We start from the raw sequence: 16,407 nt of genomic DNA, 5'->3' as shown, positions 1-16,407 counted from the left end.
AACGTCGGTCCCGGACGGCGGGAACCGACCGTGCGACGCCCCGCGTCACCGGGGGTGACGTGGCAAGGGTCGAGGTGGGGGTGGGTGGCCGATGTCCGTACGATCGGGGCTGCGGGAACTCGAGAAGCTCGCCGGGCGGCTGCCGGCCGGGGCGGAGCTCTACCGGCTGCGGCCGGACGGCCGGGTGCTGCTCGCGGACCGGGACGGCGCACGGGAGTTGGGACCGGAGGCCGCGCACGGGCCGGCCGGCGAGGAACTGCTGCGGTTCATCGACGAGGGCCAGTTCGCCCACTACCTGGTGGGTGACGCCAAGACCTCGCCGGAACGGCCCTCGAACGCCACCTACAAACTCGGCATCGTCGCCCCGCGCAGCGCGTTCACCCCGCACGCGCACGGCGGCGAGCACCTGGTGCTCAGCCTCGGCCACGCCGCCTGCGGCCTCTACGACGCCGAGCGGCGCCGGGTGGTGGAGGTGCCGCTGACACCGGGGCTGCTGATCCGGATACCCGAGCTGATGCCGCACTCCTTCGCCAACCGGGGCCGCGAACCGCTCAACATCCTGGCCGCCAACACCGGGTACGGCATCGACCACGAGGACTACGCGATCACCGCGGCCGAGGCCGAGCGCCGGTCGGAGACTGAACTCGCCGAGGCGCTGCGGGCGGTGGAGCGCGGGCAGCGGATCGGCACGGTCGGCCGGCGGGAGCGGCTGGCCGCCGGGCTGCGGCGGCTGGCGGCCTCGCTGGAGGAGTCCACCCGATGAAGTGCCCGCGCTGCGAGACCGATCTGCCCGGCAGGATCCGCACCGGCCGCACCTGCTGGCGCTGTCAGCGGCGGTTCGCGCTGGAGCCGAAGTACACCCGGGGGCTGCACGACCTGAGGCTGCGGCGCACCGTCGAGCGGCTGGGCGACGACGGCCGGGTCGTCCTGACGGTCGAGCAGCTCCGCTGGGCGCACCACGAGCGCGGGCGGCCGTCGCCCCTGCCCCGCAAGGACCCGCCGGGCCGGCCGGCCGAGCCCCGGTTCGAGGGCGTCGGCGTGCTGGCCTTCTGTCTCGGCATGGGCACCGGGCTGCTCACCGTCGCCTGGTTACTGGTCACCCGGCTGCCGGCCGCGATCATCCTGGCCGCCGTGGCCGGCTTCTTCGGGCTGGCCCTGCTCGGGGCGATGGCGAAGGACGGGGTCCGGCTGCTGCGCCGCAAGCGGATCCGGGCCGACTGGGAACTGGCCGAGCGCCAGTGGCAGTTGCGGCGCGAGCTGCTGCGGCGGCAGGAGGACGCCTGGACGGCGCCGCTGACCGACCGCCCCGACTGGACCGAGGCGGAGTTCCGGAGCAAGGTCCTGAGCCCCTGGGCCGAGGTCTACGGCGGCCTCCCGGACGGGGTGGTCGCGGACGCGGCCGTCCGGCCCTCGGTCTCGGCCGGGACGCCGACGCTCGCGGTCCTCTGCCCGGACCGGACGGTCACCGCCTTCCTGTACGCCAACACCTTCGCCGTGCGCTACCGGGCGGTCCTCGTCGCCACGACGGCGGAGCTTCCGGAGGACCTGCCCGTGGTGGTGCTGCACGACGCCTCCCCGGAGGGCCTGCTGCTGGTGCGGGAGGCCAGGACCGCCAGGCCGGGCGTCCCGGTGGTGGACGCCGGGCTGTCGGCCCGCACCGCGGTGGCGGCCGGGGACCGGGCCGTCCAGCTGTACCGGCACCGGGAGCGCGCGGCCCTGGCGGAGCTGCTCGCCCGGCTGCCCGGACTGTCCGAGGGGGAACGCCTCTGGCTCGCCGCCGGGTTGTGGAGCCCCCTGGTGGCGGTGCCGCCCAAGCGGCTGCTGACGATGGCCGAACGGGCCGCCGAGCGGGCGCTGCACGGAAGTGTCGGATTCCTCAGCTGGCCGGTGCCGGAGGTACCGCGATGATCTGCCCGCACTGCTCGAAGGACCTGCTCCAGCGCCAGCGGACCGGTCGCCGCTGCACTTACTGCCGCAAGGAGTTCGCACTCGACCCCAAGACGGACGGCACCGGGCTGCACGACGTGCGGATCCGCAAGGCCGTCGCGAAACTCTCCGACGGGGGCCGGCTGACCGTCACCGCCGGGCAGCTGAACCACTCCCTCCAGCACCGGGGGCGCCCGCCGCAGAAGTTCCGGGGCGACAAGGCCGTCGGGACCGGGCTGGTCGTCCCCGGGGTGATCCTGACCCTGATCGCCCTCACCACGATCCTCACCCCGTTCGGCCCGTGGATCCTGGTCCCGGCCCTCCTGCTGATCGGCTCCGGCATCCGCCAGTGGATGCTGTCGGACGTGCCCGCACCGGACGAATCGGTCCACTCCCGCTGGACCGTGGACGAGTTCCGCACCACCGTGCTGGACCGGTGGCGGACCGTCTACGGCGCCCTGCCGCCCGGGCTGGTGGACGACGGACTGGTCCCGCCCGGGCCGCCGCCCGCCCGGCCGGCCTTCGTCCTGCTCTGCCCGGACCGCACGGTCACCGCCTTCCTGCACGCCAACCGCTACCCCGAACGGCACCGCGCGCTCGTCGTGCGGGACCTGCGCGAGGTCCCGGCCGGACTCCCGCTGGTGGTGCTGCACGACGCCTCGCCCCAGGGCCACCTGCTGGCCGCCGACGCCCGCGCCGCCCGCCCGGGGACACGGGTGCTGGACGCCGGGCTGTCGGTGCGCACCGTGCTGGTCGACCAGACCAAGTACATGCTGCTGCGCGACCTCTACCGCTCGGAGGAGCTGTACGTCCGGCTGGAGCGGGCGGTGCCGGAGCTGACCGGCAGCCAGCGGGCGTGGTTCGCCGAGGGCTGGTGGACCCCGCTCTCCGCACTGGCCCCGAAGCGGCTGCTGGCCGTCGCCGACCGGGCCGCCGAACGGATCACCGCGCCGCCCGCGCCCAGGGACCCGGCCGCCCCGCGGACGGGACCGGTTCGCTCCCCGGCGGCGGGACGGCCGGAGAACCCGCTGGAGACCCGTCGCCGGGCGCTCGCGGTCGGCTTCATGAGCTGGCCCGAACCCGAGCCGGACGGCGCGCCCGGGGGCGCCGGCGGCCCCGGGCCGGACGGCCGCCCGGACCTCGGCAAGGGCCCCGCGTGAGCGCGGGGACGACGAAAGGCAGGAACCCATGACGCTGCGTCCGCTCCTGGACGGCGCGCTGACCGTCGCCGCCGGCCGGGCCGGGGCGCCCGGCGGGCTGCGGTACACCGAGCGGCAGCTCTACTACGAGCTGTGCCGGGTGCTGCAGCCGCTGCACGCCGGGCCGCGCCGGATCCCGTACACCCTGGCGCCGCCCGTGCGGTACGCCCGGTTCGCCGCCGCGCTGGCCGCGCGCCGGGACGAGCTGCCCGGCCTGCTGCCGCCCGCCGCGCCCCGGCCGGCCGGCCCCCGCGCGGCCGCCGCCGAGGAGCCGGACCTCTACGACTACGGGCTGCCCCGGCTGCTGGTCTGCCAGAGCCGGGAGATCACCGCGATGCTGATCGCCAACGACCTGCACCTGGAGACCGCCTGCCTGATCCTCCCGGCCGACGAACTGCCGCTGGACGAACGGCTGGTGGGCGCGCTGGAGCGGGCCGGTGGTGCGGTGGTGCACGTGCTGCACGACGCCAGCCCGTCCGGGCTCGCCTGCTTCGAGCAGGTGAAGGCCGCGTACGGATCGGCGGCCGGACCGGCGGCGGCCGAGGCGACGGAGGCCGGGCCGACGGGCGTGCGGGTGCGCTCGATGGGCCTGGTGCCCCGGCACGCCGGCACCCTGCACCTGACCTCCGGGCGCGGCCCGCACGGCCACCGGGGTGCCCTGCCCGCCGGGCTGCGCCCCGAGGAACGGGCCTGGCTCGGCAGCGGCCGGACCATCGAACTGGCCGCCGTCGCGCCGGCCCGGCTGCTGCACACCGTGATCCGCCGGCTGCGCGGCGGCGGAACGGCCGGACCGCGCCGCGCCCCGCTGCACCGGCGGGTCCGCACCGTGCGCGGCAGCGGATTCCTCAGCTGGCCGGCCTGAACCCGCGCCACCCCGCTCCGCCCCGGCCCGCCCCACGGGCACCGCCCCACCCGTACCCACCGTCCGACCTGCCCGAGTCTGTGAGGACCCCGCACCCATGAGCAACGCACGCCATCTGGGCTACCGCGACGAACTGCTGGCGGACGGCCAGGTCCACCGCCGGTACGAGGACGGCCGCAGCGAGTGGCGCCGGCGCGGCACCGACCGGCAGATCCACTGGCACGACAGCATCGGCCGCTCCGGCACCGACGAGCCGCTCGGCCGAGACCTGGTCAAACGGCGCTACGCCGACGGCACCGCCGAGTACGGTCGCGACCTCGGCTACGGCCGCACCGTGTGGGGCAACGGACGGCTGGTCACCCTCAACCGCAGCTCCTTCGGCGGACGGCTCGGGGTGGTGGTCGGCGCCCTCGGGGTGGCGGGCGTCGCCGCGATCACCGCCGCCCAGCTGCCGCCCATGGCGCTGTCCGAGGCCGAGGAGGAGGAACTGCGCCAGCAGGCCCGCCAGCAGGCCGCCTCCTCGCCCGGCGGTGACGGCGGCAGCGGCGGGAGTGTCGACATATCGGCGGGCGGCGACGGATCCGGGGGCCACGACGGGGACCACGGCTCCCCCGAGGACTTCGGCGACTGGGGCGACTCCGACGACGGCTGGGACGGCGACGACTTCGGCTGAGCCGCCACCCCCGGCGCCCCCGGCCGCCCGGCCGCCCGACCCCTCACCGGCCGGAAGCCGCCGGCCGCCCGGCCACCCCGCCGACCGCCCGCGCACCACCCGCGGGCCGCCGTCCGACGAAAGGCACCGCTCCACCATGCCCCGCTGCTGCGCCCTCGCCGGCCCCGACGCCGACCGGGCCCGCGCCCACCTCGCCGCACTCACCGGCGGCACCGCGCCGAACGGCGCCCAGGCCGCCCTCCTCCCCGCCGAACCCGGCTTCGCCACCGGCCCGTTCACCGTCGACGGCCGCACCGCCGTCGGCGAGGTGACCCTGCACAACCGGCCCGTCCTGCTCGCCGCCCTCGCTGCGGCCGGCTCCCCCGTCCCCGCGGACCTGCCCGACGGCGAACTGCTGCTCCGGCTGTGGCTCCGGCTCGGCACCGACGGCCTGCGGCAGGCCGACGGGATGTTCGCGCTCGCCGTCGTCGACGGCGCCGACCTGGTCCTGATCCGCGACCACGCGGGCACCCGCACCCTGTTCCACGCCCGCGCCGACGGGTGCTGGGCCGCGTCCACCTCGCTCCGCGCCCTGCGCCACTGGCCCGCGCTCGGCACCGGTCTCGATCTGGCCGCCGTCCGCTCCTTCCTCACCTTCGCCTACCTGCCCGGCGAGGAGACCCTGCTGCGCGGCGTGCGCGAGGCCCTGCCCGGCCGGGTGCTGCGGCTCACCGCCGACGGCGGAACCCACCAGGAGCCGTTCTGGGAACCCGCCGAGCGCCTGCCCGAGGGCGAGGCCCCGCCCGCCGAGGAGTACGCCCGGGAGCTGCGCGCCCTGCTCGAAGGGGCCACCGCGCGACGGCTGCCGACCGGCGGCCCGGTCGGCGTGCTGCTGTCCGGCGGCGTCGACAGCTCGCTGGTCACCGCGCTCGCCGCCCGGCTGCACGACCACCCGGTGCACACCTACTCGATCAGCTTCGGCGACCGGCTGCCCAACGAGCTGGGGTACTCCGGACTCGTCGCCGACCACTGCGGCACCCGGCACCGGATCCTCACCGTCTCCGGCGAGGAGGTCGCCGCCCGGCTCGCCGACACCGTCGCCCTGCTCGACAGCCCGGTCGGCGACCCGCTGACCGTGCCCAACCTGATGCTCGCCGAGGCCGTCGCCGCCGACGGGATCACCGTCTCGCTCAACGGCGAGGGCGGCGACCCGGTCTACGGCGGCCCGAAGAACCTGCCGATGCTGGTCCACGAGATGCACCGCGACGACCCCGCGCCCGAGGTGCGGGCCGAGGCCTACCTGCGCTCCTACCGCAAGTGCTACGAGGACCTGCCGCTGCTGCTCACCGGCGAGACCCTGCGCGCGCTGGCCGACGAACCGCAGCCGCGCCGCTTCGTCGCCCCGTACCTCTCCCCCGGACCGATGCACTCGCTGCTCAACCAGCTGCTGCACTGCAACCTGCGGACCAAGGGCGCCCACCACATCCTCACCAAGGTCGAGCGGCTGACCGCCTCGCGCGGGGTGCAGGGCCGTTCACCGCTGTTCGACCGGCACGTCGTCGACCACGCCTTCGCCACCCCGCCGACCCTCAAGCTGCGCGGCACGGTGGAGAAGTGGATCCTCAAGGAGGCCGTCCGCGACCTGCTGCCGGGCGCGGTCGTGGACCGGCCGAAGAGCGGCATGCGGGTCCCGGTCCAGCAGTGGCTGCACGGGCCGCTGCGCGACCTGTCCGCCGAGCTGCTGCTCGGGCGCACCGCGCGCGAACGCGGCCTGGTGCGACCGGACACCGTGCGCACCTGGATGCGCCGGGAGGGCACCCTGCTGCCGCGCCAGGGCGGGAAGCTCTGGCTGGTGCTCACCCTCGAACTCTGGCTGCGCGCCTACGACCTCTGACCCCCGGTCGTCCTCCCTGGCCGAGCCGTCCACCGTTCCCGCCCGACCCTTCCGACCCCACCGTTCCCGCTCCGCCCTTCCCGCTCCACCGTTCCCGCTCCACCGTTCCCGCCGACCCGGCCCGGAGGCCCCGTCATGGCACCGTCCACCGTTCCCGCCGTCCCCGAACTCCACCTGATCGACCCGCGCACCGGCCACACCCGGGGCACCCTCGTCCCGGCACGCTCCGCGCAGGTCGCCGAGACCGTGGCCCGGGCCCGCGCCGCCGGACCGCGCTGGCGCGCGCTCACCCCGCGCGAGCGCGAACGCCGCCTCGACGCGCTGGCCGACCTGATCGAGCGGCACCTCACCGAGTACGCGGTGCTGGAGCAGGCTGGCACCGGCAAGCCCGAGGCCGAGGCCGCCGCCGAGGTCCGCGAGGTCGCCGACCTGTTCCGCTTCTACGCGGGGGCCGCCCGCACCGGCACCGCCCCCGCCGCCGGCCGCTACCTGCCGGGGCACGAGAGCTGGGTGCGTTGGGAGCCGGTCGGCGTGGTCGCGGCCGTCGTCCCGTGGAACTACCCGCTGCTGATGGCCGCCTGGCGCTGCGCCCCGGCCCTCGCCGCCGGGAACACCGTGGTGCTCAAGCCCGCCGAGACCACCCCCGACTCGGCGGCGCTGCTCGCCGCCCACGCCGCCGAGGCGCTCGGCGAGGACGTGCTGACCGCCCTGGCCGGCGACCGCGAGAGCGGCCGGCTGCTGGTCGCCGCCGCCGTGGACCTGATCGCCTTCACCGGCAGCGCGGCCGCCGGCGCCGACATCGCCGCCCGGGCCGGCCACCGCCGGGTCAGCCTGGAGCTCGGCGGCAACAGCCCGGTCCTCGTCCTGCCCGACGCTCCCGCCCACACCTGGTCCGCGCTCGCCGCCGCGTGCACCTACAACGCCGGCCAGAGCTGCGCCGCGCCCGCCCGGGTGATCACCCTCACCGAGAACTACGAGCGGACCGTCGCCGCCCTCGCCGCCGCCCTCGGCACCCGTGAGGCGGGCCGGGACTTCGGCCCGCTCAACAACCCCGACCAAGCCGCCCGGTACGACAAGCTGCTCGCCGCCTCCGCGGCCGGGCGCTCGCTGCCCGCGCCCGGCCGCGGTGACGGCCTCTGGCGTCCCGCCCGGCTGCTCGCCGACCTGCCGGACGACGACCCGGCGGTGCTGGAGGAGGTGTTCGGGCCGCTGCTGACCGTCCAGCACGCGCCCACCGTCGAGGCCGCGCTCGCGCTCGCCAACGGGGTGCCGCAGGCCCTCGCCGCCAGTGTCTGGACCGCCGATCTGTCGACCGCCCTCGACCTGACCGCCCGGCTGGACGCGGGCGAGACCTGGATCAACTGCCACCTCGCCCAGAGCGCCGAGCTCCCGCACAGCGGCCGCGGCACCTCCGGCCAGGGCGTCGACCTGTCCACCCTCGCCCTGCACGAGTACCAGCGCCCCAAGACGGTGACCGCCCGTCTCCGCGAGGGTGCCTGAGCCCCCGGCAGAGTTCCTGAGCCCTCGGCATGGTGCCTGGGCCGTCGGTGGGGTGCGGCGGGCCGCCCGCGGACGGGCGGCCCGCCGGAACCGGCGGCCGAGCGGGCTCAGGCGAAGGCGCCGGGGCGCCCGAGGGCGACCAGGCGGTGGTCCTTGGTGCCGATGTAGATGCGCCCCTTGTCGGTGGCGGGCACCGAGAACTTGCTCACCGTGCCGATCGGGACGGAGCGGCGCAGCTTGAGCGTGCCGCCGACCGGCACCGGGTCGTACGCCCGCAGTTCGCCGCCCTCGCCGTACTTCCCGGTGCCGGACCAGATGACCCAGACCAGGGCGGAACCGGTGCGGGTGCCGTCGGAGGTGACGACGGGTGAGCCGGACATCTTGAGGAAGTCCTCGGCGCTGGTGCCTGCGCTGCTCAGCTGCGGGGTCCCGGCGGCGCTCACCCCGTACTTGAGGGCGCGCAGCTTGCCGTAGTTCTCCACGGTGTAGACGTAGCCGCCGTCGCCGCCCCAGACCGCGGGGTGGCCCCACACGCCGCCGAAGGGTCCGGTGAGGCCGACGACCTTGTCGGTGCCGTTCGGGCCCTGGCCGGTGCCGCCGAGGTCGTCGCGGTCGAGCAGGAAGATCCGGCCGTCCTTGCCGACCTGGACCAGGAGGTGGGGGTGGGCGGCGGTGCCGAAGCCGGACGGCAGGGCAACCGGGCCGCCGGAGCCGAGGTCGGTGTCCTTCTTGTCGAGGGTGGCGTTGTTGGTCGGACTGAAGAAGTCCGCGGGGGCGAAGCCGCCGTCCGCGTCGACGGCGAAGCGGACCACGGACTCGCCGAGGCCGCCGGGCGGGCGGTTGCCGGGGCCGGGGGCGGGCGAGGCACCGGCGCCCTGTCCGTTGGCGGTGGTGAGGAAGAACCGGCCGGGGCCGTCGGAGACGAGGCCGCTGCCGGACATCCAGACCGAGGCGCGCTGGGTGTCGGAGCCGGCGACGGTGGAGAAGAGGGTGAGCCGGCGGGTGCGGGTGTCGAGGCCGGCCACCGTGCCGATGTAGTCGCCGATGCCGCAGAGCGATCCGAAGCCGAAGTAGAGCCGGCCGTCGAGCAGCAGCAGTCCGGGGCGCTGGAGCGAGCGGTAGGCGTTGAACGGCTTGCCGGGCGCGTTCACCGGTTCGCCCTGGACGGTGACGGGCCAGCCGCTGCGCTCGGCGCCGGTGCGGGCGTCGAGCGCGTGCACGTAGTGGTGCGGGTGGTGGTCGTCGGGGCCGTCGTCGACCTTGCTGGTGAGGTAGACGGTGCCGGTGGCGGGGTCGTAGACCGGGGTGGAGGTGGTACCGACATTGGGGCCGGGGTCGGAGCAGCCGATGGCTGCGGAGGCCCAGGCCGGGCCGGTCTCCCGGTGCCAGACGATCTTCCCGCTCCTGGCGTCGACGCCGTAGACGTGGTTGGTCTCGGTGGCGACGACGACGGTGTCGCCGATCACCAGGGGCTGGGCGAAGACCTGGCCGTCGAGCTGGGTGGAGAAGCGGACGCCGAAGTCGGACCGGTCGACCTCGGTGGGGTCGAGCAGCGGTTCGGCGCGGTCCCAGGCGGTGCGGTCGTTGCCGAAGGAGATGGTGGTGACGTCGGCGCGGGCGGTGCCGACGGCGAGCGGGGCGAGCAGGGCGAGGCCGGTGAGGAGGGCGGCGGCGCGCGGCAGCCGACGGGCCGGGCGGGGGCCGGGGGCGGTGCGGTTCATGGCGCCATGGTTCGGCGGACCGGACGGGCCCACCAGCCGAAGTGGTCCAGTCGGCGGGCGCCCGTTCGCGGCGTTCGCCGGACACCGGACCGCAGTTGATCTATCGTCGTCCCGGCGCGTCGAAGTCCCGGCGCGTCGGACGACGAACGGGGAGAACAGCGGTGCGGTACGGAATCATCGGCACGGGTGACGTCGCGCGGACGATCGCGGACAAGCTGGTGGCGCTCGGACACGACGTGACCCTGGGGTCGCGCAGCAAGGACAACGAGGCGGCGGTGGCCTGGGCCGAGCAGGCGGGGCCGACCGGGCACCACGGCACCTTCGCGGAGGCGGCGGAGTTCGGCGAGGCCGTCCTGAACGCCACCCCGGGGACGGTGGCCCTCGACGCGCTGCGGGCGGCGGGCGCGGAGCGGCTGGCGGGCAAGCTCCTGATCGACCTCTCCAACCCGCTGGTCTTCTCGGCCGAGGGCGAGCTGACGCTGGACCCGGTGAACACCGACAGTGTCGGTGAGCGGATCCAGCGGGAGTTCCCGCAGGCCCTGGTGGTGAAGACGCTCAACACGGTGACCGCACCGGTGATGGTGGAGCCGTCGCGGCTCGAGGGCGAGCACAACATCTTCGTCGCGGGTGACGACGAGGGGGCCAAGGCGCGCACGGTGGCGCTGCTGGGCAGCTTCGGCTGGCCGGCGGGGTCGGTGATCGACCTGGGCGACATCACGGGCGCCCGGGCGATGGAGATGATGATGCCGTTCTGGATCCGGCTGATGCGGGCCTTCGGCACGGCGGAGTTCAACTACTCCTTCAAGCGCGCGAAGTAGCCCCCGGCCCGAGCGGCCGGCACGGACGCGCCCCCGCCCCCCTGCCGAGGGGGACGGGGGCGCGTCGTCGGGCGCGGCTGCCGGTGGCGGACGGCCACCGGCGGGCGGCTGACGGCTACCGGCGGCCGGTGGCGGCGTGCACCCGGTCGGCCGGGTCGTCCTCGACCGGCTCCGGGGTACCGGCCGGGCCGGACACCCGGACGGTGCCGGACGGCGGCCGCCCGGCGCCCCGGACCCGGGCTCCGCGGCGCCGGGCGGCGGCGCCGGCGGCCTCGGCGAGGGCGAGCTGCCGGTCGGCCTCGGCCTGGATGGCGTCCTTGTCGCCGATCTCGGCGTCCGGCAGCGCGTCCGGGAGGAGGTCCTCCAGCAGGCGCAGCGGCCGGTAGGCGAGGCCGAGCAGGCCCCAGACCGTGAGCAGCAGGCCGACCACGACGAGCAGCAGTCCGGCGCCGCGGCCCGGTCCGGTGCCGATGACCAGGCCGACGGAGTCGGCGAGTGCGCCGCCGGGGCGCATCAGCGGCTCGAAGACGTGGTCGGAGAGCGGGCCCGCGGTGAGGAAGCCGAGCGGCATCATCGACATGGCGAGCATCTGGTTGGTGGCCAGGACCCGGCCCTGGAGCTCCATCCCGACCTTGGTCTGGATCAGCGACATCCAGTGCGAGTTGAGGATCATCATCGATCCCCAGAGCAGGAAGAGTCCGCAGGCGGTGAGGGCGGTCTCGGGGCGGCTTCCGGTGACGACGGCGGCGAGGCCGACCACCGAGGTGAAGCCGATCATGCCGACGGAGCGGCGGCGGGTGCCGCCCCAGAGGCCCATCACCAGGGCGCCGACCATCGCGCCGAGTCCGCCGAGGGCGGTGACGACGCTGAGCTGGAAGGGCGTGCCGTTGGCCAGCACCATCGGGGTGACCAGCACGGTGGCGACGGCGAACAGGTAGTTGAACACCACGAAGAAGACCACCATGGCGACCAGGCTGTGCCGCCGCGCGATGTACCGCCAGCCGGTGACGACCTCCCGCCAGAGCGGCTCCTCCTGCTTGTCGAACATCGCGTTCGGGAAGCGGACCAGCAGCAGGCAGCTGACCCCGGTGAGGAAGGTCGCCATGTCGAACAGCACGACGCCGTGCAGACCGACCAGGGAGACCAGCACACCGCCGGCCAGGATGGCCATCATGTCGCCCGCGCCGGTGCCGAGTTGGGCGAGGCCGTTGGCCTGGCCGAGGTAGCGCTTGGGCACCAGTTGGGTGATCGCGGCGAGGTAGGCGGGCCGTTGGAAGGCTCCGCAGGCGGAGCCCAGGCAGGCCACGATGTAGATGTGCCAGACCTCCAGGAGGTCGGTCCAGAGCAGTACGCCGAGGCCGAGCATGCCGGCGGCGGCCACGGTGTCCGTGACGATCATGATCCTGCGCCGGTCGACCCGGTCGGCGACGGCGCCGGCGATCGGCAGCAGCAGGACGGCCGGCAGCACCGCGATGAACGAGATCATCGCGAAGTCGAAGGCGGAGCCGGTCTGCTGGTAGACCCAGACGCCGAGGGCGAAGGTGGAGAGGCTGGTACCGATCATCGACACGAACTGGCCGATCGCGACCTTGGCGAAGGTGCCCAGTTCGGCCCTGGCGGCCGGGCGCTTCTCGGCGACCTGGTCGGCCACCGCGCCGGTGGCGGCGAACCCGGCCAGCACCCGGGCGAGTTCACCGGCCTGGTGCTTGAGGAAGTAGTGCCCGGCGCGCGGGACGACCGCGAGGTCGACGGTGTCGCCGAAGTGCTCCCACTCGGTGTACCGCTCCTGGTAGAGCAGGGTGGCGCGGTCCTTCTCGCCGACCACGCAGAGGATCGGGGCGTCGATCGTCGCCGGCCGCTCGTCCCCGTAGGCCCGGGTGTAGAACTCCTCGGCCTGCCGGACGTCGTGGCGCAGCGCCCGGACCAGGAAGTCCTGTTCGGCCTGGTCGTAGACGTCGGTGAAGCCGCCCATCGCGCGCAGGTAGTCGAGGTAGCCGCGGTTGGACAGCGCCCGGTCGCCGGGCATCCGCCGGGCCATCCACTCGGCGAAGCGGCCGGGCAGCCGGGCGGCGGGGAAGGTGCCGCCGAGGGCGAGTCCGCGCAGGTCGACGCCGGCCGCCTCCAGCCGGGAGCCGAGCGCGGTGGCGAGCGCCCCGCCGAGGCAGTGGCCGTAGAGCAGCACCGGGCCGTCGATGCGCTCCAGCACCTGGGCGGTCAGGGTGTCGGCCAGGGTGGCGAGTTCGGCGAGTTCGTCGTCGGGGCGGCTCGGATCGTGGCCGGGCAGCTCGACGGCGTAGAGCCGGTGGTCGGCCGGCAGCGCGTCGGCGAGCGGCTGGAAGGTGATCGGGCTGCCGCCGCCGTAGGGCACGCAGACGACGTTCATCCGGGCCGGCGCGTTGCCCCGGGTGAGCTTGTGCAGCAGGGTGCGCGGTCCCTCGTCGGCGGTGCCGCCGGCCCGGGCGTCGATCAGCGCGGCGAGTTCGCGGACGGTGGGGTGCTGGAACAGGTCGATGACCGACAGGCCGTTGCCGATCAGCCGGACGGCGTGCACGGCGGAGAAGGAGTCGCCGCCGAGCGCGAAGAAGTCGTCGGCGGCGCCGATCTCCTCGGTCGCCAGGACCTTCCGGTAGGCGGCGGCCACGTCGTGCTCGGTCGCGGTGCTGAGCTCGCCGCCGCCGGCGGCGGGCTGGACGGCGGCCGGCTCGGGCAGGGCGGCCCGGTCGACCTTGCCGTTGGCGTTCAGCGGCAGGGCGTCCAGGACGACCAGGGCGGCCGGGACCATGTAGTCGGGCAGCCGGGTGCGCAGCGCGGCGCGCAGCTCGCCCGGGTCGGGCGCGGCGGCCGGGTCGGCGGGCACCAGGTAGCCGACCAGGGAGCCGGTGGCGCCCTCGCCACGGGCGACCACCACGGCCTCGCGGACCTCGGGGCGGGCCGTCAGCTCCGCCTCGACCTCGCCGATCTCGACCCGGAAGCCGCGGATCTTGACCTGGTGGTCGATCCGGCCGAGGAACTCGATCGCGCCGTCCGGGCGGCGGCGGACCAGGTCACCGGTGCGGTAGCAGCGGCGTCCGTCGACCTCCAGGAAGCGTTCGGCCGTGAGGTCGTCGCGGCCGAGGTAGCCGCGGGCGACGCCGCCGCCGGAGACGTACAGCTCACCGGGGACGCCGACCGGGACGGGGCGGCGGCGGGCGTCCAGCAGGTGGGCGGTGACATTGCCGAAGGGGCGGCCGAGCGGTGCCGTGACCGCGTCGCCGAGGTCGGCGGGCACGGGCGCGCCGAGCATCGAGACGGTGGTCTCGGTGGGCCCGTAGTGGTTGTGCAGCGTCAGGTCCGGCCGGGCGGCGCGGATCCGGGCCACCAGGTCGGGCCGCAGCGCCTCGCCGGCGCAGATCAGCAGCCGGGCCGGGAGGATCGCGTCGAGGCCGGCGCCGTGCGCGGCCAGGCCCTCCAGGTGGCTGGGGACGAGCTTGACGGCGTCGATCCGGTGCTCGGCCGTGTAGGCGGCGAAGGCCTCCGGGTCGGTGGCCTGGTCGCGGGTCAGCAGGTGCAGGCAGCCGCCGCCGGTGAGCGCGCCGAACACGTTGGTGGTGCCGAGGTCGGCGGCGAAGGTGGAGACCAGGGCCCAGTTCCAGCCCGTCCGGTCGCCGCCGATCCGCTCGTGCAGGCCGTGCAGGTAGTTGCGGTAGTTGCGGTGCTCGACCGCGACGCCCTTCGGCGTCCCGGTGGAGCCGGAGGTGAAGAGCAGGTAGCAGAGGTTCTCGGGGCGGACGTCCACCTCGGGCGCGTCGGGCCGTCCGGTGCCGTCCGGGACGACCACGGGGTGGCCGCCGGTGAGGCGTCCGCGCTGGTCCTCGGTGGTGACGACGGCCGCGACGCCGGCCGCGTCGAGCAGGGCGTTGATCCGCCCGTCCGGGTAGACGGGGTCGAGCGGCAGGTAGGCGCCGCCGGCCTTGAGGATGCCGAGCATGCCGACGATCAGGGCGGCGGAACGCTCGACCAGCAGGCCGACCGGGCGGTCCGGGCCGACGCCCTCGGCGCGCAGCCGGTGGGCCAGCGCGTTGGCGCGCCGGTCGAGTTCGGCGTAGTCGAGGACACCGTCGGCGCCGCGCACGGCGGGCGCGTCGGGGGTGCGGCGGGCCTGCTCCTCGACCAGGCCGTGCAGGGTGCCGCCGAGGTCCCAGCCGCGCGGGGCCTCGTCGTGCCACTCGGCGAGCTGCCGCTGCTCGGACGGGGTGAGCAGGGGCAGGTCGGCGAGCGGGCGGTCGGGGTCGGCGGCCATCGCGTCGAGGGTCGTGGTGAGGTGGCCGAGGAAGCGGCGGACGGTGGCCTCGTCGTACAGCTCGGTGCGCCAGATCAGGTCGGCGGCGAGTTCGCCGCCGGTGTCGACGACGGCCACCGAGAGGTCGAACTTGGCGGTGTCGGTGCCGATCGGCCGCCAGCGCACGGTGTGGCCGGGCAGCTCGGGGCGGGCCTCGGCCTGGTTGTGGACGTTCAGCAGGACCTGGAACAGCGGGGTGTGGGCGAGTTCGCGCTCCAGCCCGAGCGCGTCGATCAGCCGCTCGAACGGCAGGTCCTGGTGGCCGTAGGCGCCGAGGGTGGCGTCCTTCACCCGTTCCAGGAGTCCGCGGACCGTCGGGTCGCCGGAGAGGTCGGTACGCATCGCCAGGGTGTTGACGAAGCAGCCGACCAGCGGCTCGGTCTCGCTCCGGGTGCGCCCGGCGATGGGGGTGCCGACGGTGACGTCCTCGCTGCCGGTGTACCGGCCGAGCACGGTCTGCAGGGCGGCCAGCAGCACCATGTAGACGGTGCTGCCGGTCCGTTCGGCGAGGACGCGGACCCGGCGGGTGCGCTCCTCGCCGAGCGCCTCGGTGAAGCGCGCGCCCTCGGTTCCGGCGACGGCCGGCCGGGGCCGGTCTGCGGGCAGGGTGACGGTGGCGGCGGCGCCGCGCAGGCGCTCCTGCCACCAGGCCTGCTGCCGGTCGAGTTCGGCGGCGAGCTCGGTCCGCTGCCAGTGCGCGACGTCCGCGTACTGGACGGGCAGCGGCTCGAAGGCCGGGGCCCGCCCGGCGCGACGGGCGCCGTAGGCGGTGGCGAGGTCGCCGAACAGGACGCCGATCGACCAGCCGTCGGCCGCGATGTGGTGCAGCACCAGGCTGAGGACGGCGCCCTCGTCGGTGCGGAGCAGGGCGGCCCGCAGCGGCAGGTCGGTGGCCAGGTCGAAGGGGCGGTGGGCCTCGGCCGCCAGCCGGTCGTCGACCCGGTCGGCGGGGACCTCGGCGACGGTGAGGACGAAGGAGTCGGCGGATCTCGGCTCGGGGCTCACCTCGCCGTCGACGGTCGGGTAGACGGTGCGGAGCACCTCGTGCCGGGTGAGGACGTCGGTGAGCGCGGCGGCGAGGGCGGCCTCGTCGGGTTCGCCGTCGAGGTGCAGGGCGAGCGGGATGTGGTAGGCGGCGCTGTCCGGTTCGTACTGGGCGAGGAACCACATCCGGCGCTGGGCCGAGGACAGCGGGGGCGCCGTGCCCTCGGGGCGCGGGGTGATGGTGCGGTGCTCGGCGCCGCCGGCCGCGGCCGCCGCCTTGGCGGCCTTGGCCTTGGCGAGGCGGCGGCGCAGCAGCTCCTGCCGGCGGGCGGCCTGGTCCGGCTGCTGGGCCTGAACCCGACCTTGTTCCTGAGCCCGTTCCCGGGCTTGTTCCTGGGCTTGTTCCTGCGCTTGTTCCTGGGCTCGTTCCCGGGCCGGGGTCGGCCCGGTGGTGCTGTGGTCGGTCATGCGGTCTCCCCCGTCAGGGCGCCGGTGTCGCCGGCGGCCGGGCATGCTTCCAAGGTCCCGGTCCT

The 16,407-nt window shown here is 75.5% G+C and carries 10 protein-coding genes; 8 read left to right on the top strand and 2 right to left on the bottom strand.

What is annotated here, in order from left to right:
* Positions 1 to 91 precede the first annotated feature (91 nt).
* The 7 genes from BLU95_RS35435 to BLU95_RS35405 all read left to right on the top strand — a co-directional run bounded on the left by BLU95_RS35435 (position 92) and on the right by BLU95_RS35405 (position 8,033).
* Complete coding sequence (locus tag BLU95_RS35435) at positions 92 to 763, top strand: cupin domain-containing protein (RefSeq protein ID WP_093863585.1); 672 nt, start codon at positions 92 to 94, stop codon at positions 761 to 763.
* On the top strand, positions 760 to 1,908 hold the full coding sequence (locus tag BLU95_RS35430; protein ID WP_093863584.1) for a hypothetical protein: 1,149 nt from the start codon (positions 760 to 762) through the stop codon (positions 1,906 to 1,908). The genes BLU95_RS35435 and BLU95_RS35430 overlap by 4 nt, the downstream gene beginning before the upstream one ends.
* Positions 1,905 to 3,086, top strand: a complete 1,182-nt coding sequence (locus BLU95_RS42660; protein ID WP_093863583.1) for a hypothetical protein — start codon at positions 1,905 to 1,907, stop codon at positions 3,084 to 3,086. Before BLU95_RS35430 ends, BLU95_RS42660 begins: the two co-directional genes overlap by 4 nt.
* A gap of 28 nt (positions 3,087 to 3,114) precedes the next feature.
* Complete coding sequence (locus BLU95_RS35420; protein ID WP_093863582.1) at positions 3,115 to 3,987, top strand: hypothetical protein; 873 nt, start codon at positions 3,115 to 3,117, stop codon at positions 3,985 to 3,987.
* A gap of 97 nt (positions 3,988 to 4,084) precedes the next feature.
* On the top strand, positions 4,085 to 4,660 hold the full coding sequence (locus tag BLU95_RS35415) for a hypothetical protein (RefSeq protein ID WP_093863581.1): 576 nt from the start codon (positions 4,085 to 4,087) through the stop codon (positions 4,658 to 4,660).
* 136 nt (positions 4,661 to 4,796) lie between these two features.
* On the top strand, positions 4,797 to 6,533 hold the full coding sequence (locus BLU95_RS35410) for an asparagine synthetase B family protein (protein WP_093863580.1): 1,737 nt from the start codon (positions 4,797 to 4,799) through the stop codon (positions 6,531 to 6,533).
* Positions 6,534 to 6,668: 135 nt separating this feature from the next.
* Positions 6,669 to 8,033: an aldehyde dehydrogenase family protein gene (locus BLU95_RS35405; protein WP_093863579.1), complete on the top strand. Its 1,365-nt coding sequence runs from the start codon at positions 6,669 to 6,671 to the stop codon at positions 8,031 to 8,033.
* Positions 8,034 to 8,140: 107 nt separating this feature from the next.
* On the opposite strand, the gene BLU95_RS35400 is transcribed toward BLU95_RS35405, so the two are convergent.
* On the bottom strand, positions 8,141 to 9,754 hold the full coding sequence (locus BLU95_RS35400; RefSeq protein WP_093863578.1) for an outer membrane protein assembly factor BamB family protein: 1,614 nt from the start codon (positions 9,752 to 9,754) through the stop codon (positions 8,141 to 8,143).
* A gap of 161 nt (positions 9,755 to 9,915) precedes the next feature.
* On the opposite strand from BLU95_RS35400, the gene BLU95_RS35395 reads away from it, so the two are divergent.
* Positions 9,916 to 10,572 carry an NADPH-dependent F420 reductase gene (locus BLU95_RS35395; RefSeq protein WP_093863577.1) on the top strand — a complete coding sequence of 219 codons (657 nt, stop codon included), beginning with the start codon at positions 9,916 to 9,918 and terminating at the stop codon, positions 10,570 to 10,572.
* 115 nt (positions 10,573 to 10,687) lie between these two features.
* Here BLU95_RS35395 and BLU95_RS35390 read toward each other — a convergent pair whose 3' ends face one another.
* On the bottom strand, positions 10,688 to 16,342 hold the full coding sequence (locus BLU95_RS35390) for a non-ribosomal peptide synthetase/MFS transporter (RefSeq protein ID WP_159425126.1): 5,655 nt from the start codon (positions 16,340 to 16,342) through the stop codon (positions 10,688 to 10,690).
* Positions 16,343 to 16,407 lie beyond the last annotated feature (65 nt).

This window comes from Streptomyces sp. TLI_053 (assembly GCF_900105395.1).
Classification (GTDB): Bacteria; Actinomycetota; Actinomycetes; order Streptomycetales; family Streptomycetaceae; genus Kitasatospora.
Note: the sequence above shows the minus strand (reverse complement) of the source record. Positions and strands in the feature narration are given on the sequence as shown.

Excerpts from the sequence above, each read along its gene's own strand:
- BLU95_RS35405 (WP_093863579.1), top strand. The coding sequence starts at position 6,669 with ATGGCACCGTCCACCGTTCCCGCCGTCCCCGAACTCCACCTGATCGAC.
- BLU95_RS35400 (WP_093863578.1), bottom strand. The coding sequence starts at position 9,754 with ATGAACCGCACCGCCCCCGGCCCCCGCCCGGCCCGTCGGCTGCCGCGC.
- BLU95_RS35410 (WP_093863580.1), top strand. The coding sequence starts at position 4,797 with ATGCCCCGCTGCTGCGCCCTCGCCGGCCCCGACGCCGACCGGGCCCGC.
- BLU95_RS42660 (WP_093863583.1), top strand. The coding sequence starts at position 1,905 with ATGATCTGCCCGCACTGCTCGAAGGACCTGCTCCAGCGCCAGCGGACC.
- BLU95_RS35415 (WP_093863581.1), top strand. The coding sequence starts at position 4,085 with ATGAGCAACGCACGCCATCTGGGCTACCGCGACGAACTGCTGGCGGAC.
- BLU95_RS35435 (WP_093863585.1), top strand. The coding sequence starts at position 92 with ATGTCCGTACGATCGGGGCTGCGGGAACTCGAGAAGCTCGCCGGGCGG.
- BLU95_RS35430 (WP_093863584.1), top strand. The coding sequence starts at position 760 with ATGAAGTGCCCGCGCTGCGAGACCGATCTGCCCGGCAGGATCCGCACC.
- BLU95_RS35420 (WP_093863582.1), top strand. The coding sequence starts at position 3,115 with ATGACGCTGCGTCCGCTCCTGGACGGCGCGCTGACCGTCGCCGCCGGC.
- BLU95_RS35390 (WP_159425126.1), bottom strand. The coding sequence starts at position 16,342 with ATGACCGACCACAGCACCACCGGGCCGACCCCGGCCCGGGAACGAGCC.